The organism is Streptococcus oralis (genome assembly GCF_023110055.1).
GTDB classification, from domain to species: domain Bacteria; phylum Bacillota; class Bacilli; order Lactobacillales; family Streptococcaceae; genus Streptococcus; species Streptococcus oralis_BY.
Genome location: NZ_JALDVG010000001.1, coordinates 344,825 through 365,798, shown reverse-complemented (window position 1 = coordinate 365,798; position 20,974 = coordinate 344,825). Strand labels below are relative to the sequence as shown.

At 39.7% G+C, this 20,974-nt stretch carries 24 protein-coding genes; 8 read left to right on the top strand and 16 right to left on the bottom strand.

Annotation, left to right across the window (positions count from 1 at the left end; genetic code table 11):
* Window positions 1-43: 43 nt before the first annotated feature.
* On the bottom strand, window positions 44-4,447 hold the full coding sequence (locus M1G01_RS01740) for a Cna B-type domain-containing protein (protein ID WP_247931014.1): 4,404 nt from the start codon (window positions 4,445-4,447) through the stop codon (window positions 44-46).
* A gap of 576 nt (window positions 4,448-5,023) precedes the next feature.
* Between M1G01_RS01740 and M1G01_RS01735 the strand changes: the two genes are divergently transcribed.
* The gene (locus M1G01_RS01735) at window positions 5,024-5,581 is read left to right on the top strand and encodes a TetR/AcrR family transcriptional regulator (RefSeq protein ID WP_049490153.1); all 558 of its coding nucleotides are present in this window, start codon (window positions 5,024-5,026) and stop codon (window positions 5,579-5,581) included.
* A gap of 32 nt (window positions 5,582-5,613) precedes the next feature.
* On the opposite strand, the gene M1G01_RS01730 is transcribed toward M1G01_RS01735, so the two are convergent.
* On the bottom strand, window positions 5,614-5,832 hold the full coding sequence (locus M1G01_RS01730; RefSeq protein WP_049490154.1) for a YdbC family protein: 219 nt from the start codon (window positions 5,830-5,832) through the stop codon (window positions 5,614-5,616).
* Between the two features lie 103 nt (window positions 5,833-5,935).
* Here M1G01_RS01730 and M1G01_RS01725 point away from each other — a divergent pair, with 103 nt between their 5' ends.
* The gene (locus M1G01_RS01725) at window positions 5,936-6,256 is read left to right on the top strand and encodes a eukaryotic translation initiation factor 4 gamma (protein ID WP_001250030.1); all 321 of its coding nucleotides are present in this window, start codon (window positions 5,936-5,938) and stop codon (window positions 6,254-6,256) included.
* Window positions 6,257-6,283: 27 nt separating this feature from the next.
* Here M1G01_RS01725 and M1G01_RS01720 read toward each other — a convergent pair whose 3' ends face one another.
* The 6 genes from M1G01_RS01720 to rpsP all read right to left on the bottom strand — a co-directional run bounded on the left by M1G01_RS01720 (window position 6,284) and on the right by rpsP (window position 8,842).
* Entirely contained in the window at window positions 6,284-6,622 is a 339-nt protein-coding gene (locus M1G01_RS01720) for an ATP cone domain-containing protein (RefSeq protein WP_001196045.1), read from the bottom strand.
* 11 nt (window positions 6,623-6,633) lie between these two features.
* Window positions 6,634-7,353, bottom strand: a complete 720-nt coding sequence (gene trmD, locus M1G01_RS01715; protein ID WP_247931503.1) for a tRNA (guanosine(37)-N1)-methyltransferase TrmD — start codon at window positions 7,351-7,353, stop codon at window positions 6,634-6,636.
* Entirely contained in the window at window positions 7,343-7,861 is a 519-nt protein-coding gene (gene rimM, locus M1G01_RS01710) for a ribosome maturation factor RimM (RefSeq protein WP_247931013.1), read from the bottom strand. The genes trmD and rimM overlap by 11 nt, the downstream gene beginning before the upstream one ends.
* A 75-nt stretch (window positions 7,862-7,936) precedes the next feature.
* Window positions 7,937-8,269, bottom strand: a complete 333-nt coding sequence (locus M1G01_RS01705) for a MazG nucleotide pyrophosphohydrolase domain-containing protein (RefSeq protein WP_180833309.1) — start codon at window positions 8,267-8,269, stop codon at window positions 7,937-7,939.
* 41 nt (window positions 8,270-8,310) lie between these two features.
* Entirely contained in the window at window positions 8,311-8,550 is a 240-nt protein-coding gene (gene kphA / locus M1G01_RS01700; RefSeq protein WP_000379617.1) for an RNA-binding protein KphA, read from the bottom strand.
* 19 nt (window positions 8,551-8,569) lie between these two features.
* Complete coding sequence (gene rpsP, locus M1G01_RS01695; RefSeq protein ID WP_000268760.1) at window positions 8,570-8,842, bottom strand: 30S ribosomal protein S16; 273 nt, start codon at window positions 8,840-8,842, stop codon at window positions 8,570-8,572.
* Between the two features lie 234 nt (window positions 8,843-9,076).
* Here rpsP and M1G01_RS01690 point away from each other — a divergent pair, with 234 nt between their 5' ends.
* The 4 genes from M1G01_RS01690 (at window position 9,077) to M1G01_RS01675 (ending at window position 11,792) form a co-directional block, all read left to right on the top strand.
* Window positions 9,077-9,820 carry a DeoR/GlpR family DNA-binding transcription regulator gene (locus tag M1G01_RS01690; protein ID WP_180833310.1) on the top strand — a complete coding sequence of 248 codons (744 nt, stop codon included), beginning with the start codon at window positions 9,077-9,079 and terminating at the stop codon, window positions 9,818-9,820.
* A gap of 13 nt (window positions 9,821-9,833) precedes the next feature.
* A complete protein-coding gene (locus M1G01_RS01685) occupies window positions 9,834-10,646 on the top strand; it encodes a Cof-type HAD-IIB family hydrolase (protein ID WP_180833311.1) in 813 nt (270 codons plus the stop codon).
* Window positions 10,647-10,718: 72 nt separating this feature from the next.
* A complete protein-coding gene (locus tag M1G01_RS01680) occupies window positions 10,719-11,525 on the top strand; it encodes a peptidylprolyl isomerase (protein ID WP_247931012.1) in 807 nt (268 codons plus the stop codon).
* Window positions 11,526-11,552: 27 nt separating this feature from the next.
* The gene (locus tag M1G01_RS01675; protein ID WP_084918224.1) at window positions 11,553-11,792 is read left to right on the top strand and encodes a zinc-ribbon domain-containing protein; all 240 of its coding nucleotides are present in this window, start codon (window positions 11,553-11,555) and stop codon (window positions 11,790-11,792) included.
* A gap of 42 nt (window positions 11,793-11,834) precedes the next feature.
* Here M1G01_RS01675 and M1G01_RS01670 read toward each other — a convergent pair whose 3' ends face one another.
* The 7 genes from M1G01_RS01670 to M1G01_RS01640 form a co-directional block, all read right to left on the bottom strand.
* Window positions 11,835-13,376, bottom strand: coding sequence for an ABC-F family ATP-binding cassette domain-containing protein (locus M1G01_RS01670; protein ID WP_000025359.1), 1,542 nt, complete (start codon window positions 13,374-13,376; stop codon window positions 11,835-11,837).
* A gap of 1 nt (window position 13,377) precedes the next feature.
* The gene (locus tag M1G01_RS01665; RefSeq protein WP_247931011.1) at window positions 13,378-13,857 is read right to left on the bottom strand and encodes a VanZ family protein; all 480 of its coding nucleotides are present in this window, start codon (window positions 13,855-13,857) and stop codon (window positions 13,378-13,380) included.
* 1 nt (window position 13,858) lies between these two features.
* Window positions 13,859-14,944, bottom strand: coding sequence for a dual-specificity RNA methyltransferase RlmN (gene rlmN, locus M1G01_RS01660; RefSeq protein ID WP_000804762.1), 1,086 nt, complete (start codon window positions 14,942-14,944; stop codon window positions 13,859-13,861).
* Window positions 14,945-14,964: 20 nt separating this feature from the next.
* Window positions 14,965-15,495, bottom strand: coding sequence for a YutD family protein (locus M1G01_RS01655; protein ID WP_223328095.1), 531 nt, complete (start codon window positions 15,493-15,495; stop codon window positions 14,965-14,967).
* Window positions 15,496-15,649: 154 nt separating this feature from the next.
* The gene (sodA, locus tag M1G01_RS01650; RefSeq protein WP_000974733.1) at window positions 15,650-16,255 is read right to left on the bottom strand and encodes a superoxide dismutase SodA; all 606 of its coding nucleotides are present in this window, start codon (window positions 16,253-16,255) and stop codon (window positions 15,650-15,652) included.
* Window positions 16,256-16,324: 69 nt separating this feature from the next.
* Window positions 16,325-17,362: a DNA polymerase III subunit delta gene (gene holA / locus M1G01_RS01645; protein WP_247931010.1), complete on the bottom strand. Its 1,038-nt coding sequence runs from the start codon at window positions 17,360-17,362 to the stop codon at window positions 16,325-16,327.
* A gap of 32 nt (window positions 17,363-17,394) precedes the next feature.
* On the bottom strand, window positions 17,395-18,330 hold the full coding sequence (locus M1G01_RS01640) for a dihydroorotate oxidase (protein WP_247931009.1): 936 nt from the start codon (window positions 18,328-18,330) through the stop codon (window positions 17,395-17,397).
* A gap of 215 nt (window positions 18,331-18,545) precedes the next feature.
* Here M1G01_RS01640 and gdhA point away from each other — a divergent pair, with 215 nt between their 5' ends.
* Both gdhA and M1G01_RS01630 read left to right on the top strand, forming a co-directional pair.
* A complete protein-coding gene (gene gdhA, locus M1G01_RS01635; protein ID WP_247931008.1) occupies window positions 18,546-19,892 on the top strand; it encodes an NADP-specific glutamate dehydrogenase in 1,347 nt (448 codons plus the stop codon).
* A gap of 31 nt (window positions 19,893-19,923) precedes the next feature.
* On the top strand, window positions 19,924-20,409 hold the full coding sequence (locus M1G01_RS01630) for a GNAT family N-acetyltransferase (protein ID WP_001053559.1): 486 nt from the start codon (window positions 19,924-19,926) through the stop codon (window positions 20,407-20,409).
* Between the two features lie 160 nt (window positions 20,410-20,569).
* Here M1G01_RS01630 and M1G01_RS01625 read toward each other — a convergent pair whose 3' ends face one another.
* Window positions 20,570-20,938: an EXLDI protein gene (locus M1G01_RS01625; protein WP_247931007.1), complete on the bottom strand. Its 369-nt coding sequence runs from the start codon at window positions 20,936-20,938 to the stop codon at window positions 20,570-20,572.
* Window positions 20,939-20,974 lie beyond the last annotated feature (36 nt).

Here is a 20,974-nt window from a genome sequence, read left to right as displayed (position 1 = left end):
TTACTTCCTAAGAACTAACTGAAAATTAACTCTCTTTTAGAGATTATTTATTTTTACGGCTTACAAAGTACAATCCACCAGTCACTGCCATCAAAGCAAGTCCTGCAACTACTGCTGCGCTAGATGCTTTTTCACCAGTGTTAGGAAGTTGAGGTTTTTGTTCTGGTTTTCCTGGTTCATTTGGTTTACCTGGTGTTGGTTTTTCTGGAGTGTGTGTATTTGTGATATTGAAGCCTTCTACTTTAGATGAATAACCTTCAACTGGAACTTCTACTACAGAGTATTCGATTGCTTGGCCGTCTTTATAACGATCAAGGTCTGTGAACTCATAAGTCCAACCAGTTGCTTCTGAGGCTACCGCAGTCTTACCAGTGTCTTGACCATCGGCAAGAAGTTTCACTGTGATAGATGCTGGACGGATACCGTCTTTGTTCTCTTCATCTTTCCAGATCTTATGACCTTTTACAGATGTTTTCTCTGGAGCATGTGTATTGGTAACTGTGTACTTACCATCTTTGTCCGTAGTAACTGTTGAGGTATATTCCTTCACAGCTACTTCTTTGACAGTGTACTTGATTTCTGTACCATTTTCATACTTAGGAAGTGCTTTTGATTCGAACTTCCAACCAGTTGCTTCTGATACTTCAATTTCTTGAACAACTTTGTCGCCGTTAAGAATTTGAACTCTCACAGATTTCGTACGTTTGCCATCTTGGTTGTTGTTATCTTTCCAAACCTTAGTTCCTGAAAGAACAACTGTTTCTGGGTTATAGGTGTTTGTTACTACTTGACCAGTCACAGAGGCTTCGTAACCAGCTGGTACATCCACTTCCTTGATAGAGTAAGTGATTTCTTTACCAGCTTCGTATTGTGGAAGATTTGTAAAGGATGCTACCCAAGTGTTAGCGTCGGTCTTATCCTTAGCTGTCAAGGTTAATTTCTTACCTGCAACGGCTACTGGTTTAGATCCACCTACAGATTTGAAAAGTTGAACGGTTACTGACTCAGGACGTTTGCCGTCTTGGTTGTTCGCATCGTTCCATACTTTTGTTACCTTGTAGTCGATTGCTTTTGGAGCATATTTGTTTGTGATGGTAAAGTCTGTAATAGTTGATTCGTATTCGGCTACGGCTTCTTCTGTTACAGTGTATTTGATTTCTTTACCAGCTTTATATTTTGCTAATTTCGTGAATTCGACAGTCCAAGTTCCGTCTGCGGCTGCTTGAACTTCTTTCGAATCAACTTTCTGACCGTCTGCTAAAAGATTGATTGTAATCTTAGTTGGACGTTTGCCATCTTGGTTATTCGCGTCATCCCAGTTCTTAGTTGCTTTTACAACAACTGTTTCTGGAGAATAACTATTTGTGATAGTGAATCCTGATGCAGCGTCACCAGTAACATCAGAAGTGTAACCAGTAACAGTTACTTCTACTACTGTGTACTTGATAGGTGTTCCACCTTTATCAGCATCAAGGTTTGTGAAGCTTCCAACCCAGTTGTTTGCGGCGTTAAGCTCAAGTGTCTTACCAGTATCTTGACCATCCGCAAGCAATTTAACTATGACAGAAGTTGGACGTTTACCGTCTTGGTTGTTCTCGTCCTTCCATACTTTCTTCACAGGAACTTCAGTTTTCGCTGGAGTGTAAGTGTTTGTAAATACAAGATCGTTCGCTTCTTTTGAAGCAGTTGCTTTCAATTCAGTTGCACTTACTTTCTCAACAGTTACTTCAACTTCTTGAACTGTCTTATCGTAAGTGATTCCTGTTTCAGTTCCAGCAACTTCAGAGATGGTGTACTTGTGAGTTCCCACTTGGCTCTCATCATATGAGATTGGTGAGAAGGTCACAGTTCCGTCTGCAGCGTTTGTCACTGTTTCAACAACAGTTCCGTCTGCTTTCTTCAATTCAAAGCTGTATTTACCAGCTTCAAGATCTTTACCTTCAAGAACTTTCTTAGCTCCAAGAGTTACACTTGTAGCTCCTGCTGGAGTGTAAGTGTTCTCGAATGCTTTTTCATCATCGTAAGCAACAGTTGCTTCAAGGGCACCTTTGCCATTATCCGCTACAGTTACTGTAGCAGTGATTGTTTTCGTATCGTAGGTGATACCAGTAGCAGTGCCCGCTTTTTCAGCAATCTTGTATGTGAAAGTTCCAGCTTTGTCGAATTCCAATGCAGAGAACTTAACGTTTCCATCTTTGTCATTCTTGACTGTCTCTTTCACATTACCATCTTTGTCTGTCAAAGTAAACTCAAACTCATCAGCTTTCAACTCACGACCAGTAAGTGTTTTCTTAACTGCAAGAGGAGCTGGAGTTTTTGAAGCTCCGTAGTTGTTGTTAAACTCTTTGTCCGCTGGGTAAGTTACGTTAGCAGTAAGTTTTCCTTCACCATCGTCTGTAACTTCTACTGTGACTTTAACTTCGAGACTATCGTATGTTACACCGTCAATAGTTTGTCCAGCGTTAGTTTCAACGATAGTGTAATTGTAAGTCCCAGCTGCAGTGTAGTCGATTGGAGAGAATTTAACCTTACCGTCGGCAGTGTTCTTCACTTTTTGAACTTCTGAGCCATCTGCGTCGTTCTTCAAAACAAACTCAAACTCATCAGCTTTCAAGGTACGACCGGTAAGAGCTTTTGTTACTTCAATAGGAGCTGAAGTTTTCTCAGCAGCGTATGTATTTTCAAAAGTCTTATCATCATTTTCGTAAGCGACAGCTGCAGACAATTTGCCCTCAGCATCTGCTGTTACAGTAACTGTAACGCCAACAGGGTTGGCATCGTAAGTAACACCTTTTTCAGTTGTGTTCGCTTTTTTCTCAACGATGTGGTAGTTGTATGTACCAGCTTTGTCAAATGTCAATTCAGCAAAGTTGATATTTCCTTCCGCATCATTTGTTACTGTTTCAACAACTTTGTTTGTCTTATCATTGAACAAGTCGAATTCAAACTCTCCAGCTTTCATAGCTCGACCAGTCAATTTTTTAATTGCTTGAATTTGAGCTTTTGTACTGTTGCGTTTGTTTGAGATTGTTTTGATAACACCTTCTTGGCCAACAGTTACTTTGATTGGAGTTGAATCCAATTGGTAACCTTTAGGAGCTTCAATCTCAGTAATGGTGAATTCACCCTTCTTAACGTCCTCATCAGTATAGATTGCAGACTGGGCAACACCACTAGCGTCTGTTGTTACTGTTTCTTCTTGCGCTGTAGTTGCACCTTCTGGAGGAGTAATCTTGAATTTAGCTCCTGCAAGACGGTCAAGTGATTTTTCATCTACTTTATACAACGTGATACGGTAACCAGTTTTCAGCTGAATAGTACCACCTGATGTAACTGTTGAATTACCGATAACTTTTGTAACAGTTTCAGTACGATCGTCGCTCACTGGAAGAACTTGGTCATCAGCTGTAATTTCAGCATTGTTTTGAACTTTGGTTCCATCAGCTGGCGCTGTTGTGTTATAGACGATACGGAATGCTGCTGCTTTACCATTTGTAGCACGGATTGCTTTAGCATTGTTAAAGGTAATAGTAAACTCAGTGTAAGAATCATTCCACTTGATTTCGTAGTCTTTTCCTGCTTCAAGAGTTACGTCATCAACTAAAGCATAGACTTTGTTGTAGTAACCAGCAGTAACCACGATTGATTCAGGGATGATTTGCATTGGAGAGTAGTCCTTGTCAACCCAGTCGCGAACTACAATCTTGTTGTACTCAGCTTGTTTAGGGTTTACACGAAGATTCCACTTGTGGATGTAATCTCCTGATTTTTCAAGGAGGGCTGATTCCCATTTTTCTTTATTGATAGTACCATTAACTTTACTAATGTTTGTTTTACCAATACCTTCAGAATAGTCTCGTTCTCCACCTTTTTTGAACTTCATCTTGAAGTTGACATCATCTTTTGTTTCTGTCTTATCAAGTTGAATTGATTCTTCTTCTGTTTCTTTCTTAGAGCTGAAAGCTACGTAGAAGGTACCTGAAACACCACGAACTTCTGTACCACCTTTTTTCTTAAGGTACTCAGCAAGGTTTTTCAAACTAATGGTAGCTTTACCACCTTGGTTGTCACCATTAGAAACAACTGTTGCATCACCTACAGCAGTATCAGTCTCTTTATCTTTGAGTTCAAAGGTTTCAGCGCGAACTGACAATGGAGCTGGAATAGTGAATGTAAAGGTATCACCATCATTCAACATACCATCGTAAGCGCTCAAATCAAAATCAGTAGCAAACTTGTAGTTTTCGTAAGATTGATTTTGAGGAGCTAGATTGTAAACTCCTTTTGCATCTGGAGTTACAAACTTCCCATTATCAGTCTCCCAAATACCAACTTTGGTAATGACATTTTTAAGTTCTTGCGCTTGAACAGTATTTGTCAAAGCTGCAGAACCAAATAGAACTAAGAGTGGCGTTAAAATATAGAGCCACAATTTTTTAAATCTCATGACTTTCCTTTCTATATGATTGAAATTGATTGAACAACGTGTCATCTCTCTCCAATAGGCAACACCCCTTTCAATCGCATAATTTGCTACATAATAGACTATCTGTAACATGTGCTTGAGGAAATATCTACACGTTTTGTACTATTCAAAAAAAACAATTAAATTCAATCTCTAGCAGGAGCATCACTACTCTTAGATCAGAGAGGAAATATAGCAAAATATTTACCACAACCATTATACTACATATTGTCATATCGTCAAGTATTTTTATGAATATCCTTTAATCTACCAAGGTTTTTATTTACACGGTGTCAATTTTTTAGATATATTATTTTTATCCCTCAAATAATACGGCATTATCATGAGAATTGTCTAAAAATACTGATGTGATAGGAATTTTCAGAAAACGCATTTTCACTGATAGAGCTATATTTTATAAATTATTTGTGATACAATAGAGCTACCTAAAAGATTCAGAAAATTTAATGTTCATTGATTGTTTATATTAACTTGAACATTCTGATTTTTCTTCATTCAAAAATAACTGTAAATAATTATAAATAGAAAGGTGAAATCATGCCAAAGAATACTCGTGACTTAATTATTAATTCACTCATCACACTTGCTAAGAAGAACCCTCTGCGCTCTTCTTTTACCATGACTGAAATCGCAGCTGAAGCTGGTATTTCACGACAAGCGATTTATCAAAAGCATTTTAACAACTTTGAAGATATTATCGAATACATTCACGAAGAGACCAATCAGGACATTTTTAACGTCTTTAATAAGTACTGCCCTAGCAATGATGGAGATCCTATCAGCTTTTTAGCAGACCATATACTTCCTCTCATATACGAAAAAAGGGAAGTTGTTAACACCTTGTATACCACACAAGTCGACCCATGTTGGAAGGAATTTCTTCGTGGAACCTACTCAGAGTGGGTACTAAAGAATGTCAATTACCAACTGAAATATAATTTTAATAAAGAGGACATCGCTTATATCATTACGACCATGGCAATCTCTTTCATTGAAGTCTGGATTCGTAAAGATAATCCAATCACCCCTGAAGAGTACAGAGAGACTTTCATTCAATTGTCTAAGACTTCTCTCTGTGACTATATTGTGTCCTAAAAAAAGAATCTTGAGTTGCACTCAAGATTTTTTTATTGTCCCCCTTTAAAGGCATCGACCATTACCTGAAATTCTTCATTGGAAAGCGTGATTCCTTTGCCCATTTTGGTATGGTCTGGGCTCCAAGCGCGAATGTCAAACTTTGCAGGGGCACCATTAAAGCTAACGCGATTTAGTTCTTTTGTCCATCCTTTGTCATTTTCAGACAAGGTGAGCAAGTGTTCTTCGATTTCAAATGTAAATTCTGCCATTTTAACTCCTTTATGTGATATGCTTTCTATAGTCTATTCGTAAAAATCTTGTGGTTTTTAGGAAAATTTTATATAATGTGGATATATAAGAAGGGAGGATTCTATGAGACAGACATTCAAACTAGTTCTAGATAAACTACATGGTTTTCTCAATGGGAATGATGATCATCCTCAAATCGAGGACAACTCCCTCACTGCTATGATTGAACAAGCCATCCAGAAAAAGACGGCTGTTCATGTTATACTTGCTGAGACAAGTTTTACGGGTGATATTGTTAAACACGATGCTAATCGCCAACAAATTATCGTCAAAAATTTTTCAAAAAACGTAACTCGAATCATTCGTATCAGTGACATTAAACGACTTCGTTTTGTTCCCTCAACTGTACAAAAAGCTCAGAAAAGTCTATTTAAGAAAGAGTGAGATGTTCTTTGCATCCCACTCTTTTTCTTAACGGATTTGTTCAAAATGAAGATGAACGGCGATATGGTCGCCATAACCACTTCTCTCCAAATCGCGTTGCAAACGATAAGAGATATAGTGTTCTGCAATGGTGATGTAACCAGCTCCAAGTAAGCGGTGCTCAACCATTGACTGGATCATGCTGATAGTAGCACGTTCTACTTTTGCTTCTTCCAAGTCCAAAACGACTTTCTTAGTAACTTGCGCTAGGTTTTGACGTAGGTCATCAGTCAAAACATAAACTGTTTGAGCTGCTTTTAGGACAGCTTGGTAAATTTTATCTGGATCAAATTCAGCAATTTCTCCATTACGTTTGATTACTTGCATAAGGTTCTCCTTTATTCTTTGTTTTCTTTAATTTTAGCCAACATCTTTTCTTCTTCGGCTGTCAGTTGATAGTTTTCTAGCAGGTCAGGTCTGCGCTCGTAGGTTTTCTTTAAACTCTCATACAGCCGCCACTGGCGAATTTTTTCATGGTGTCCACTCATGAGAACATCTGGTACCACCATGCCACGATAGTCATAAGGGCGTGTGTATTGAGGATATTCGAGAAGACCTGAAGAAAAGCTATCATCCTGGTGACTAGACTCCTTGCCAATCACTTCTGGTATCAGGCGAACGGTCGCATCGATCATGGTCATGGCTGCCAGCTCACCACCAGTCAAAACATAGTCTCCTAGAGAAATTTCATCGGTTACCAAGGTTTTGATGCGCTCGTCATACCCTTCATAATGACCGCAGATAAAGATTAGTTCTTCCTCTTGAGCCAAATCCTCAGCATAAGTCTGATCAAACTGCTTTCCAGCTGGATCGAGGAGAATGACGCGCGGATTTTTCTTTTCAATAGCATCAAAGGCATCGAAAATGGGTTGAGCCCTTAGCAACATCCCCTGACCGCCTCCGTAAGGTTCATCGTCAACATGACGGGCCTTTTCAGCATATTCTCTGAAATTATGATACTGGATATCCAAGAGCCCTTTTTCTCGAGCCTTCCCAACAATCGAGTGCTCCAGCGGAGAAAACATCTCTGGAAAGAGGGTTAAAATATCAATCTTCATCATCTAGTCCTTCTAAGATTTCCACTTCGACCCGCTTGTTTGGAATATCAACATTGAGAACTACTGGCGGAATGTAAGGTAAAAGCAAATCACGCTTGCCTTTTCGTTTGACCACCCAGACATCATTGGCTCCCGGTTGTAGGATTTCCTTGATAGTTCCTATCAAGTTATCTCCCTCGTAAACATCCAAACCAATAATCTCGTGATAGTAGAATTCACCATCATCTAAATCGTTCAAATCTTCCTCAGCGACCTTGAGACTATAACCCTTGTACTTTTCAATCGCATTGATATGATACATGTCTTTGAATTTGATAATGTCAAAGTTCTTATGCTTGCGGTGGCTAGCGATGGTCACTGTTTGGATAAACTGATCTTTTTCATCAAATAAAGCCAGCTCTGCCCCTTTTTTAAACCGTTCTTCAGCAAAATCCGTCACAGACAAGACTCGCATCTCACCCTGTAGACCCTGCGTATTGACGATTTTTCCAACATTAAAGTAGTTCATCTTGTCTCCTGTATCTATTTCTATCCTTTATTTTATCACGTTCCAGGGATTTTCACAAGTTGGAGAAAGAGGACATCAACTCTCCTTTCTCTTCAAAAATCCTTCCAAATCTCGTTCATGTTGGTACTTAATGGCAGCCTTCTTATCTTTGTCAAAAATGGTTTTGGTTAGGTCAATATCGTTAATGGCCGCGATTGCAACCGTATAGTGAATAATATCAGCTAGTTCTTTGGCAAGTTCCTCGTTTGAGTCCTGAATGCCCTCTTTTCGACCAGAGCGCCCATTCAAGACCTCGGCTACTTCTCCGACTTCCTCCACTAGCTTGATAAAGAGGCCTTCCTCGGTTCGAGATTGCTGGTAATGATCTAGTAAGTAAGCTTGTAATTGTCTAAAGGTTAAATCCTTCATCTTCTCTTCCACAAAAAAGCGAGACATCTGTCCCGCTTTCTTTATTTTTCATCGATAACGATTCTTACTTTTTTGTCTTCAGTTGGGACAGAGTAGACAATCGTTCTTATCGCTGAGATAGTGCGACCCTTACGACCGATAACACGACCGACATCGCTTTGGTCAAGATCCAAGTGATACTCCAAAAACTCTGGTGTGTCTTCAATCTTGATAGTTAAGGCATCAGGTTGTGAAATCAAAGGTTTCACAATCGCAATAATGAGATTTTCAATCGTATCCATCTGTCAACCTACTTTAAATTTATTTTGAGAATTTAGAATCGTGGAATTTTTTCAATACGCCTTCTTTTGAAAGGATGTTGCGAACTGTATCAGAAGGTTGAGCTCCATCAGCCAACCATGCAAGAACGCGGTCTTCTTTCAAAGTTACTTGGTTTTCAGCAACAAGTGGGTTGTAAGTCCCAACTGTTTCGATGAAACGTCCGTCACGTGGTGAACGTGAGTCTGCTACGTTGATACGGTAGAAAGGTTTTTTCTTAGAACCCATACGAGTCAAACGGATTTTAACTGCCATTTTTTAATGTCTCTTTTCTTATTTTTTATTTCGGTGAAATAGCTGAGCTATTTAGCACATGTTCTATTATAGCAGATTTCTGACAGGTGTCAAGAAAAAAACTTGACAGAGTTTTTATTTTTTCAGATTTGCCACAAAAAACTTAAATAAATTGATTTTAAATTAAAAAAACTTATAAACACTTGATTCGACTTGCAAAAAAGAGTAAAATAGAGTCAGAAAGCAGGTGAATTTATGTATCAAGCACAACGATTAGAAGAAATCATAACACTTTTAGAAGAGAGAGGAAGCCTTTCAGCAAAAGAAATGGTTGACTATTTCCAAGTATCCAAAGATACCGTCCGCAGAGATTTTTCTATTCTTGCAAAGGAAAATAGAGCACAAAGAACTCACGGAGGATTGCTATCAATAAAGAAACAGCCTATACTGGGCTTTAAAGACAGGAGAGAACAATCTTCCAAAGAAAAAGAGAAAATCGCCTCTCTAGCAAAGGAACTCATTTCTAATGGAGACCTACTATTCTTTGATGTTTCAACAACTGTACTAGAATTAGCTAAAATACTTGAGAAAGAAGTTAGTATTTTCAGTCATTCATTAGATAATGCGCTTATTCTAGGAGGAAAAGAAAATGTCGATTTTCAAATTCTAGGCGGAAAGTTTCATAAAAAGAATCGTTTCTATTACTCTCTAGAAGAATCGGACATTTTAAACTCTATTAAGTTTGATTTAGCTTTTTTTGGAGCTGCAAGTCTTTCAGATGGTCAAGTTAGTTTTGAAGACCAAGAAGATGTTCTAATGAAAAAGAGAGCATTTAAAACAAGCAAAACTCGTGTCTTACTGGCTGAAACCAGTAAAATAAGTAAACACTCTCACTTTATTCTGTCTGAACTAGCTGATTTTGATTATTGGATTACAGATAAAGAACCCGATATAGAAATTCAGCGATCTTTAGATGGCAAAACAACTATTCTATTTTAAAAGGGAGGAAACTATGAGAAATATTAGATTGATTATAAGCGATATTGACGGAACAATTTTAGACAAAAATCACCAGATAGACTCTTATTTGCCAGAATTGATGCCAATTTTAAAACAAAAAGAAATCCCTTTTGTCTTAGCTTCTGCTCGCTCTCCTCTCGGTATTGCTCCAATATCTAAAGAACTAGGTATTAGTAACTTCCCAATCGCATGTTATAACGGTGCCCTAATCAGTAAGGGGGATGAGGTTCTAAGTCAACATTCTATTGATAAAAAAGAATTGGCATTTCTTCATGATTTTTTAAAAAGAGAATTTCCGACAGTTTCTATCAATGTTTATTCTGGACAAGATTGGTTTGTTAATACTTTAGATAAATGGGTACAAATCGAAGCCGACATTACTGGAGAAAGTCCAAAAGTTACATCTATAACAGATTTTATAAGAGAGGAACATACTCTTGTTCATAAACTATTATTTATTGATAAAGCAGACACTATACAGAAACTACAAAACATCTTATCCATTATGGATTTCCCTCAAACCGACTTTTATCTCTCCAAGGATAACTATCTTGAAGTCACACATAATCAAGTGTCTAAAAAACAGGCTCTGTTAGAATTGGCTAACTATTATCAAATTCCTCTCAAGGAGATTATGACCTTGGGTGACAATTATAATGATATTCCCATGATTGAAACCGCAGGTCTCGGTATTGCAATGGGAAATGCTCCTACAGATGTCAAAGACTGTGCAAATGCAGTAACATACTCTAATGAACAAAATGGAGTAAGTCAAGCTATAAAATTACATGTATTAGCAAAATAACCTCATTTTAAAATTTGAAATCCACTTCCTTTTAAGGTACAATGGTAGAAATGAATTTTTGAGAGGTTAACAATGAAAAAACTAGCAACCCTTCTTTTACTATCAACTGTAGCCCTTGCTGGATGTACTAGTATCCAACGTGGTCTACGTGGTGATGAATATGTCGACTCCAGCATCTCAGCTGAAGAAAGCTCAAAAGCGGCTGCTCAGGCTGCCAAAGATTTGAATGACGCTTTGACCAATGAAAATGCCAACTTCCCTCAACTTTCTAAGGAAGTTGCTGAAGACGAAGCTGAGGTCATTTTACACACAAATCAAGGCGATATCCGCATCAAACTCTTTCCAAAACTAGCACCTCTTGCGGTTGAAAACTTCCTTACTCACGCTAAGGAAGGCTACTATAACGGCATCACCTTCCACCGTGTCATTGATGGCTTTATGGTCCAAACTGGAGATCCTAAGGGAGATGGTACAGGAGGCCAATCTATCTGGCATGATAAGGATAAAACAAAGGACAAGGGAACTGGTTTTAAAAATGAAATCTCTCCTTACCTATACAATATCCGAGGAGCACTTGCTATGGCTAACACTGGTCAACCAAACACCAACGGTAGCCAGTTCTTCATCAACCAAAACTCAACAGATATTTCTGCGAAACTCCCTACTAGCAAGTATCCAAAGAAAATCATTGAAGCCTATAAAGAAGGCGGAAATCCTAGCCTAGACGGCAAACACCCTGTCTTTGGTCAAGTCATCGAGGGCATGGATGTTGTCGACAAGATTGCCAAAGCTGAAAAAGATGAAAAAGATAAACCAACTACCGCTATCACCATTGACAGTATCGAAGTGGTGAAAGACTACGACTTCAGCAAAAAATAAGCCATCAACAGATAAGGAGACGATGACATGATTTTATTTTGGGGTTCTAAAGGTTATCAGAAAGATTTGGGACATACGCAAACAGCGATCGAATGTGGTCACTGTAACAATGTCGACAATTGGGAAATTGTAGAAACTGGACGCAAATTTACCCTCTACTGGATTCCACTTTTTCCTTATGGTAAAAGTTACTTCGTTTCTTGTCCGATTTGCCACTACGGTAAAGAAATTGAGAAATCTGAAGTTGAAAACTATTTAAATTACTAGTCAAAAAAACCAAGTCATTTCGACTTGGCTTTTTTAGTGCTTTTAAGTTAGCTTATTAAAGTCCCAGATTTGGTCCATCCAGCCTTCATAAAAGTCTGGTTCGTGGCAAACCATAAGAATGCTTCCTTTGTATTCTTTAAGAGCGCGTTTGAGTTCATCCTTGGCATCTACATCCAAGTGGTTGGTCGGCTCGTCCAGTACTAAGACGTTGTTTTCACGATTCATCAAGAGACAGAAACGCACCTTGGCCTGTTCCCCACCTGACAAGACCTGAATTTGACTTTCAATGTGCTTGGTCGTCAAACCACAACGAGCAAGGGCTGCACGGACTTCTGCTTGATTAAGAGCAGGAAAGGCATTCCAGACAGCCTCTAGTGGTGTTTGACGATTGCCACCTTCTACTTCTTGCTCAAAGTAACCAAGTTCTAGGTAATCACCGCGTTCAACTTCCCCAGCGATTGGCGGTATAATGCCCAAGAGAGACTTCAAGAGAGTTGTTTTCCCGATACCATTTGCCCCGATAATGGCAACCTTTTGATTGCGTTCAAAAGTGAGATTTAAGGGCTTGGTAAGGGGACGGTCATAACCAATCTGCAAGTCCTTGGCTTGGAAGATAAAGCGCCCTGGCGTACGAGCTGGTTTGAAATCAAAGGACGGCTTTGGTTTCTCGCTTTGGAGTTCAATGATATCCATCTTGTCGAGTTTCTTTTGACGGGACATGGCCATATTACGCGTTGCAACACGCGCTTTGTTTCGAGCGACGAAATCCTTGAGGTCTGCAATCTCTTTCTGTTGACGTTCATAGGCCGCTTCCAACTGAGATTTTTTCATAGCATAGACTTCTTGGAACTGGTAGTAGTCACCAGAGTAACGCGTCAGCTGTTGATTTTCCACATGGTAGACGATATTGATTACGTCGTTGAGGAAAGGAATATCATGCGAAATAAGAACAAAGGCATTCTCATAGTTTTGGAGATAACGCTTGAGCCAGTCAATGTGTTCAGCATCCAAGTAGTTGGTTGGCTCGTCAAGCAACAAAATATCTGGTTTTTCAAGGAGGAGTTTAGCCAAAAGCACCTTGGTTCTTTGTCCACCTGATAAGGCTGTTACATCTGTATCCATGCCATAGTCCATGACACCGAGGGCACGCGCTACTTCATCAATCTTAGCATCCAAGGTATAGAAATCTCGACTCTCCAAACGGTCTTGGAGTTCGCCAACTTCTTCCATGAGTGCATCAATATCCGCTCCGTCCTCTGCCATTTCCATATAGAGGTCATTGATACGAGCTTCTGCTTTAAATAGCTCATCAAAGGCTGTCCGCAAGACATCACGCACGGTTTGACCTTCCTTTAGCACCGCGTGCTGATCCAGATAGCCAGCAGTCACATACTTAGACCACTCCACCTTTCCTTCGTCAGGTAACATCTTACCAGTCACGATACTCATAAAGGTTGATTTTCCTTCACCATTGGCACCGACTAAGCCGATATGTTCTCCCTTGAGGAGACGGAAGGACACATCTTCAAAAATTGCACGGTCACCAAAACCGTGACTTAAATTTTTAACTTCTAAAATACTCATTCTAATTCCTTATCTTATTTTTATGCAGTCCTTTATAGAGAACCCAAGCCAGATAGCCTCCCAGGGTATTGGTCCACAAATCATCAATCTCAAAGACGCGATTAAAGTTGAATAAAAAATCTAAAACTAGTTGCGTGCACTCGATTCCTAGACTCAGTAGAAAGCTGAGAAGGATGATTTTTTTGGTTTGTCGTAAATTTGGACAGAAATAGATCAGTTGAAAGACCAGAGGGAAGAGCAAGAAGACATTTAAAATATTCTGCAAAAAGATCCAAATGACTTGTCCCAAACTGGTCACTTCACCCAGATTCCAAAGGGAGTTTAAGGGAGTTAAAAGAAAAACCAGGCGTCCAAAAGTTTGAATACCTGGAGTTTCCACTCCTGTAGGAAGTTGAGGCTGGGGAGTAAAACAAAAACAGACAATGCAAAGACTGTAAACAGCCACTCCCAATCTTAAGATTAATTCTCTTTTTTTAGTCATTTTATGGATTTACTGCTGCGACTGCCTTCTGGCGATCACGTTTCATTGTATTGGAGCGTAATTGTCCACAAGCTGCATCAATATCTGTACCATGCTCTTGACGGACAACACAGTTGACCCCTTTTTTCTTAAGGGTATCATAGAAGGCCATCACGCGCTCTTTAGGACTACGGCTATATTGGTCATGTTCACTAACTGGGTTATAAGGAATCAAGTTGACATAAGATAATTTCTTGATGTTCTTGAGCAATTCAGCCAACTCCAAGGCTTGTTCAACACCGTCGTTGACTTCATTGAGCATGATGTATTCAAAGGTCACACGGCGATTGGTTGTTTCGATATAGTACTCAATAGCTGCAAAGAGCTTTTCTATCGGAAAGGCACGGTTAATCTTCATGATGCTTGAACGCAATTCATTGTTTGGTGCGTGAAGAGAAACAGCCAGATTGACCTGTACGCCTTCATTAGCAAAGTCACGAATTTTATGGGCCAAACCTGAAGTTGAAACAGTGATATGACGAGCACCGATAGCCATTCCCTTGTCATCATTGATGGTACGAACAAAATTTAATACATTGTTGTAGTTATCAAATGGTTCACCAATTCCCATAACAACGATATGGCTGACACGTTCATCCTGGCCACGTTCATCAAAGTATTTCTGAACTAGCATGATCTGCGCTACGATTTCCCCGTTATTGAGGTCACGTTGCTTCTTGATCAAGCCTGATGCACAGAAGGTACAACCAATATTACAGCCAACCTGAGTGGTCACACAGACTGACAAACCGTAGTGTTGACGCATGAGTACTGTCTCAATCAACATGCCATCTGGCAACTCAAAAAGATACTTAACGGTACCATCAGCTGACTCTTGTACAATCCGTTGTTTCAAAGGATTTACGACAAACTGGTCATTGAGTTTGGCAATCAAATCCTTGGAAAGGTTGGTCATTTCTTCAAACGACTGGACACGTTTACGGTAGAGCCATTCCCAGATTTGATCTGCTCGGAATTTCTTTTCTCCTTGTTCTAAAACCCATTCTTGCATGGTTTGACGTGTTAAACTATAAATAGACGGTTTCATCTCTTCTCCTTATTCTCTATCTATTTCTGACGAATGACAAAATGGCGCTGTCCCTTGTCCTCTTTCTGAGACTTTTGGTCCTTATGACGACGTCTATTTCGCTTATCGGCATTTGGTTTTCTCTTGTTTTGCGAAGGTTTCTTGCCTCTTCTAGGAAGGTTTTCCTCATCCTTTTTACGCATTTTTTTGTCAAATGAAGCCCGTTTCGGTGCTTGATTTTCTAGAACAAAATAGGCACAACCATAACTACAGTACTCTAAAAGATAGTCCTGTAAGCGACTGATCTTTTCAATTTTTTCCTCTGTTCGATCGTCTTTGTAAAAACCACGTAGGCGGAGCTGTTCATTACTCCAGTCCCCCACGACATAATCAAACTTGGTCAACACTTCTGAAAAGCGTTGATTAAAGACTGTCACATCGAAAGCATCCTTGATATTTTCAACCAAGGTAAAAGCAATCCCTTCAGTCTCAACCTTATCCCCATTTACATGAAATTCTGGGCCAGGAAACTTGTTATAGTTATATAATTCAGGTGCAATTTCTTTACGCATAGTCTTCCTTTTCCACGATTACTTAACACTCTATTTTACCATATTTTCTACAAGTTGGCACGAATATCCTGAAAATGAAAAAAGTCTGACGATTTTGTCAGACTTCTGCTTTATAACCTTAAAAAGAGAAGATTGATTCTTCCCTTCCTATTTTTTATTTTGCTGCTGCGTAAAGCTCATCTACTTTGTTCCAGTTGATGACTGAGAAGAAAGCTTTGATGTAGTCAGGACGCACGTTGCGGTATTTCACGTAGTAAGCATGTTCCCAAACGTCCAAGCCCAAGATTGGTTTTTTACCTTCTGAGATTGGTGTGTCTTGGTTTGCTGTTGAAGTTACTTCAAGTTTTCCTTCTTTGTTGACAACCAACCAAGCCCATCCAGAACCGAAGCGAGTTGTAGCTGCTGCTGTAAAGGCTGCTTGGAACTCTTCAAATGAACCAAATGTTGCATCGATTGCTGCTGCAAGTTCTGCTGAAGGAGCTGTTTTCTCAGGAGTCATCAATTCCCAGAAAAGAGCGTGGTTCAAGTGTCCACCACCATTGTTGATAAGTGCTTGACGGATATCAGCAGGGATAGATTCAACATCTGCAAGCAAGGCTTCAAGGTCTTCCCCAATTTCAGGGTGTTTTTCAAGAGCTGCATTTGCGTTGTTTACGTATGTTTGGTGGTGTTTGTCATGGTGCAAGTGCATTGTTTCTGCATCGATGTATGGTTCCAAAGCGTCGTATGCGTATGGAAGGTCTGGTAAGATAATAGCCATCTGTAATACCTCTTTTTCTTTCTATATGAAAATGATAACGCAATCATCCTCTTTTTTCAAGTTTTTTGCTCAATTTGCCTCTGCCGCGATCTGCAAAAGTGCCTTTTCAAACAGGTACCCTTTTTCATAGACACCTGTCTTAATCTGGTAGTCCGCTTCAATTAAATAAGAAATCGCTCGCTTGAGAAAGGCCAAGGAAATCCCTCTCGAATCTCTCAGTGCAAACTTGATTTGATAAGGATTAGGGTTGCGCCCCAAGTAAGTTCCCAGACTGGTTGCAATCTGCGACTCCGTCTGACCAGCCTCTGATAAAATCTTCACTTGGATAAAGGTTCGAAACTGTCCTAACATGACAGCTATGAGCTTGATTTCATCCTCCCCTTGCAAGGTCAAGTCTCTAACCAGGTCACGGGCCTGATCAATTTTCTTAGCTAAAATAAACTGAGTCAAATCAAAAATATTGTCCTGCAGAGTCTTTGGAATAGCCTCGACAATATCCTTCTCCTCAATCACGCCGTCTGACTTATAAGACTGTAAAAAGAGGAGATTTTTCTGGATTTCGCTAAATTGAAAACCAGATTTGAGAAGTAGATTTTCAAAGGATTGCCCCACAAACTGCAGACCTTGTGTCTGACTCCATTTTTGGAAATACTGGCGGAGTTCTTGTTCCTTGGGTTCAATAGCATCAAATACAGTCGCATCTCGTTTGAGCAATTTGACCAGCCGTCTTTTACTATCTAACTTTCCTTCTGCAAAAATCAACAACTTTGTTGTTGGCGAAGGGTTATCAAGGTATGCCTCAAACGACTTGAGCTCATCATCTGCTAAAAAGCGTTTCTTGGCTGTTGTGATATCGACAAAATGGTCTAATATCACGATTTTCTCATCCGCAAAGAAAGGGAGACTGACCAGCTCCAACTCTAAGTCTTTATAAGCTACTTCTTTCATATCAAAGTAAGCAAAGTTGAGATCAGCTGGATCATAACCAATCTGACTCAACACCTGACTCTTCATAACTTCAAACTGGCCCTGGTCTGTCCCAGTAAATAGATTCAAGCTAGATAAATTTGATAGAGATACCTTTTGACTCTCTTCTATGGCTAGCATCTTCTCTCCTTTCTTCTGATTTTTTATTAAACTTAATCAATATAGCGCAATTTCCCACGGAAATCTTCTAGGTTCTCATAACCTTTTTCTGCCATGATTTCTTTTAGTTCATTGGTAATGCGTTCAAAAGCACCGACGCCTTCTTTGTGAAGGGTAGTCCCTACTTGCACCATACTCGCACCGCAGAGGATATGTTCAAAGGCATCACGACCCGTTAGAACACCACCCGTTCCGATGATTTGGATTTGCGGATTGAGACGTTGGTAAAAGGCGTGCACATTAGCAAGAGCAGTCGGTTTGATATACTCTCCACCAATGCCACCAAAACCATTTTTAGGACGAATCATGACTGACTCGTCTTCTATATAAAGGCCGTTTCCGATAGAGTTAACACAGTTAACAAACTTGAGCGGATATTTGTTAAAAATAGCTGCCGCTTGATCAAAGTGAACAATATCAAAATAAGGTGGCAACTTGATTCCAAGAGGTTTAGTAAAGTAGGTAAATACCTCTGACAAGATACGGTCTGTTGTCTCAAAATCATAGGCAATCTGAGGTTTTCCCGGAACATTTGGACAAGAGAGATTAAGCTCTGTCAGTCCTTTGAATTCACTCTCTTGAACTTTTTTCAAGATGGTATGTGTTTCTTCTGGAGACATGCCAACTAGAGATAGGAAGAAAGTTCGGTTTGGCTCTTTTTCCTGCAAGTCCAAAAGATAGTTCAGATAGTAGTCTAAGCCATTATTTGGTAAGCCCATGGAGTTGATAGAACCAAGTGGAACATCCTGGTATCGTGGCTCAGGATTGCCCTGACGAAAGTCCAAGGTCGCAGTCTTCGTAACAAAAGTACTCGCCGCTGAGTTTTTGACCCCTTCAAGCTCTTCTATCGTCATACAAGCCACACCCGCTGCATTCATCAAGCAATTGTCAAACTCAAAGCCAGCTATTTGTGTTTTCGTTGATACCATGATTCTGATCCTCCAGATTCCTTTTATTTCTAATATTATACCATACTTTAAGATTTTCTCTTTGAGAAACTAATTTCTATATAAAACGTTATAAAACGTTCGGTTTTGTAAATTGAAAGAATTTTTAGAAAATTTCTGTTTTTTTCTTTACACTCAAAAAAAATTCTGCTATAATGGCTCATGTAATAAAATATAACAACAAAAAGGAGAACGATATGACATCTGCTAAAGACTATATCCAAAGCGTGTTTGCAACTGTGAAAGCTCGTAACGGGCATGAGGCTGAATTTCTCCAGGCGGTTGAAGAATTCTTCAGCACTTTGGAACCTGTATTTGAAAAACATCCTGAGTATATCGAAGAAAACATCTTGGCACGTATCACTGAGCCTGAGCGCGTAATTTCTTTCCGTGTTCCTTGGGTTGACCGTGATGGAAAAGTTCAAGTTAACCGTGGTTACCGTGTTCAATTCAACTCAGCTGTTGGACCATATAAAGGCGGACTTCGTTTCCACCCAACTGTAAACCAAGGGATCTTGAAATTCCTCGGCTTTGAACAAATCTTTAAAAATGTCTTGACTGGACTTCCAATCGGCGGAGGTAAAGGTGGATCAGACTTCGATCCTAAAGGGAAGACTGATGCTGAAGTGATGCGCTTCTGCCAAAGCTTCATGACTGAATTGCAAAAATACATCGGCCCATCTCTTGACGTACCTGCTGGTGATATCGGTGTTGGTGGACGTGAAATTGGTTACCTTTACGGACAATACAAACGTCTTAACCAATTTGATGCGGGTGTCTTGACTGGTAAACCTCTTGGATTTGGTGGTAGCTTGATTCGTCCAGAAGCAACTGGTTATGGTTTGGTTTACTATACTGAAGAAATGCTCAAAGCTAATGGTAACAGTTTTGCTGGTAAGAAAGTGGTTATTTCAGGTTCTGGTAACGTAGCTCAATATGCTCTTCAAAAAGCGACTGAACTCGGCGCTACTGTTATCTCTGTATCTGACTCAAACGGTTATGTCATCGACGAAAATGGTATTGACTTCGATCTTTTGGTTGATGTTAAAGAAAAACGCCGTGCTCGTTTGACTGAATATGCAGCTGAGAAAGCAACTGCTACTTACCATGAAGGTTCTGTATGGACTTACGCTGGAAACTACGACATCGCTCTTCCATGTGCGACTCAAAACGAAATCAACGGTGAAGCAGCTAAACGTTTGGTTTCTCAAGGCGTTATCTGTGTATCTGAAGGTGCTAACATGCCTAGTGACCTTGATGCGATTAAAGTCTACAAAGAAAAGGGAATCCTTTACGGACCTGCCAAAGCTGCTAACGCTGGTGGTGTAGCTGTATCAGCGCTTGAAATGAGCCAAAACAGCCTTCGCCTTTCATGGACACGTGAAGAAGTTGATGGACGCCTCAAAGACATCATGACCAACATCTTCAACACAGCTAAAACAACTGCTGAAACATACGGACTTGGTACTGACTACCTTGCAGGAGCAAATATCGCTGCCTTCGAAAACGTAGCAAACGCTATGATTGCACAAGGTATTGTTTAATTAGTCGATACATCCTATCGGAGGACAAATGATGAACTTACGGCCAATGGAAGTAAGAGATAATCTAGCTGTAGCACAACTCATTCGAGCTAGTCTTGAAGAATTCGGGCTTGACAAACCTGGAACAGTCTACTTTGATTCTCATCTAGATCATTTGGCCGACTACTATCAACAGCAAGAGAGAGCAGCTTACTTTATTCTGGAAGATGAAGGTCAGCTGGTTGGTTGCGGTGGCTTTGCACCTGTGTCTGATAAGATTGCTGAATTACAAAAACTGTATGTCACTAAAAATAGCCGTGGCAAAGGTTATTCCAGCAGGTTGATAAAGCGGATATTCCATGAAGCCCGCCTAGCAGGTTATGAACAACTTTATCTAGAAACCTCTACTGAACTGGCTACGGCTGTGGTAATCTATCAGCACTATGGTTTTACAGCATTGCAACAACCACTTTCTAACGCTGCCGGCCACCCAGCTATGAATATCTGGATGATAAAATCCCTCTTATCAGATGAATAGATGTTAGTATACTATGGTCGACTCGAGGACATCAGTATCAAGCTCCTCAAGACAGCTAAAACAACTTTTAAAAATGTAGCCAATGCTATGATAGTAAAGGTATTGTTTCAGCACTATCACACTAGAAGAAATCCGACTGCTTATAAAAGCAGCCGGATTTTTATATATCTAATTTTTCAAAAAATTTGCCTGCAGACTGCTTTTCTTTTAGCTTCTCCAGCAGTTCGTTCTCCAGGAAAGGACTTAGTTCGTCAAAATCTTGGCAAACCTTAAAAACCGTCTCTCTATCCATCTGACCATAAGCTAATTCGTAATAGTCCTTATTATGCTGCCAGTTCTGATCATAGTTGATATCTGTCCGTTGATAGTAAACGATGTTCTGCTTCGGTGTCAGGTAAAGCTTCTGTGTTAGAATGCTTTTCCGATCTTTGGATAACTTGCTACGACTGAAAATCTTAACACCTTGAAAAATCTTGTGCTCATGGATACCTTGATTTGTGACTTTTAATTCAACTCTTTTATAGTGCATATAGTCACCTCCAAAAATTACTTTCATTATATCAGA

Coding starts and splice junctions, on each gene's coding strand:
- M1G01_RS01740 (WP_247931014.1), bottom strand. CDS start 4,447: ATGAGATTTAAAAAATTGTGGCTCTATATTTTAACGCCACTCTTAGTT.
- M1G01_RS01735 (WP_049490153.1), top strand. CDS start 5,024: ATGCCAAAGAATACTCGTGACTTAATTATTAATTCACTCATCACACTT.
- M1G01_RS01730 (WP_049490154.1), bottom strand. CDS start 5,832: ATGGCAGAATTTACATTTGAAATCGAAGAACACTTGCTCACCTTGTCT.
- M1G01_RS01725 (WP_001250030.1), top strand. CDS start 5,936: ATGAGACAGACATTCAAACTAGTTCTAGATAAACTACATGGTTTTCTC.
- M1G01_RS01720 (WP_001196045.1), bottom strand. CDS start 6,622: ATGCAAGTAATCAAACGTAATGGAGAAATTGCTGAATTTGATCCAGAT.
- trmD (WP_247931503.1), bottom strand. CDS start 7,353: ATGAAGATTGATATTTTAACCCTCTTTCCAGAGATGTTTTCTCCGCTG.
- rimM (WP_247931013.1), bottom strand. CDS start 7,861: ATGAACTACTTTAATGTTGGAAAAATCGTCAATACGCAGGGTCTACAG.
- M1G01_RS01705 (WP_180833309.1), bottom strand. CDS start 8,269: ATGAAGGATTTAACCTTTAGACAATTACAAGCTTACTTACTAGATCAT.
- kphA (WP_000379617.1), bottom strand. CDS start 8,550: ATGGATACGATTGAAAATCTCATTATTGCGATTGTGAAACCTTTGATT.
- rpsP (WP_000268760.1), bottom strand. CDS start 8,842: ATGGCAGTTAAAATCCGTTTGACTCGTATGGGTTCTAAGAAAAAACCT.
- M1G01_RS01690 (WP_180833310.1), top strand. CDS start 9,077: ATGTATCAAGCACAACGATTAGAAGAAATCATAACACTTTTAGAAGAG.
- M1G01_RS01685 (WP_180833311.1), top strand. CDS start 9,834: ATGAGAAATATTAGATTGATTATAAGCGATATTGACGGAACAATTTTA.
- M1G01_RS01680 (WP_247931012.1), top strand. CDS start 10,719: ATGAAAAAACTAGCAACCCTTCTTTTACTATCAACTGTAGCCCTTGCT.
- M1G01_RS01675 (WP_084918224.1), top strand. CDS start 11,553: ATGATTTTATTTTGGGGTTCTAAAGGTTATCAGAAAGATTTGGGACAT.
- M1G01_RS01670 (WP_000025359.1), bottom strand. CDS start 13,376: ATGAGTATTTTAGAAGTTAAAAATTTAAGTCACGGTTTTGGTGACCGT.
- M1G01_RS01665 (WP_247931011.1), bottom strand. CDS start 13,857: ATGACTAAAAAAAGAGAATTAATCTTAAGATTGGGAGTGGCTGTTTAC.
- rlmN (WP_000804762.1), bottom strand. CDS start 14,944: ATGAAACCGTCTATTTATAGTTTAACACGTCAAACCATGCAAGAATGG.
- M1G01_RS01655 (WP_223328095.1), bottom strand. CDS start 15,495: ATGCGTAAAGAAATTGCACCTGAATTATATAACTATAACAAGTTTCCT.
- sodA (WP_000974733.1), bottom strand. CDS start 16,255: ATGGCTATTATCTTACCAGACCTTCCATACGCATACGACGCTTTGGAA.
- holA (WP_247931010.1), bottom strand. CDS start 17,362: ATGCTAGCCATAGAAGAGAGTCAAAAGGTATCTCTATCAAATTTATCT.
- M1G01_RS01640 (WP_247931009.1), bottom strand. CDS start 18,330: ATGGTATCAACGAAAACACAAATAGCTGGCTTTGAGTTTGACAATTGC.
- gdhA (WP_247931008.1), top strand. CDS start 18,546: ATGACATCTGCTAAAGACTATATCCAAAGCGTGTTTGCAACTGTGAAA.
- M1G01_RS01630 (WP_001053559.1), top strand. CDS start 19,924: ATGAACTTACGGCCAATGGAAGTAAGAGATAATCTAGCTGTAGCACAA.
- M1G01_RS01625 (WP_247931007.1), bottom strand. CDS start 20,938: ATGCACTATAAAAGAGTTGAATTAAAAGTCACAAATCAAGGTATCCAT.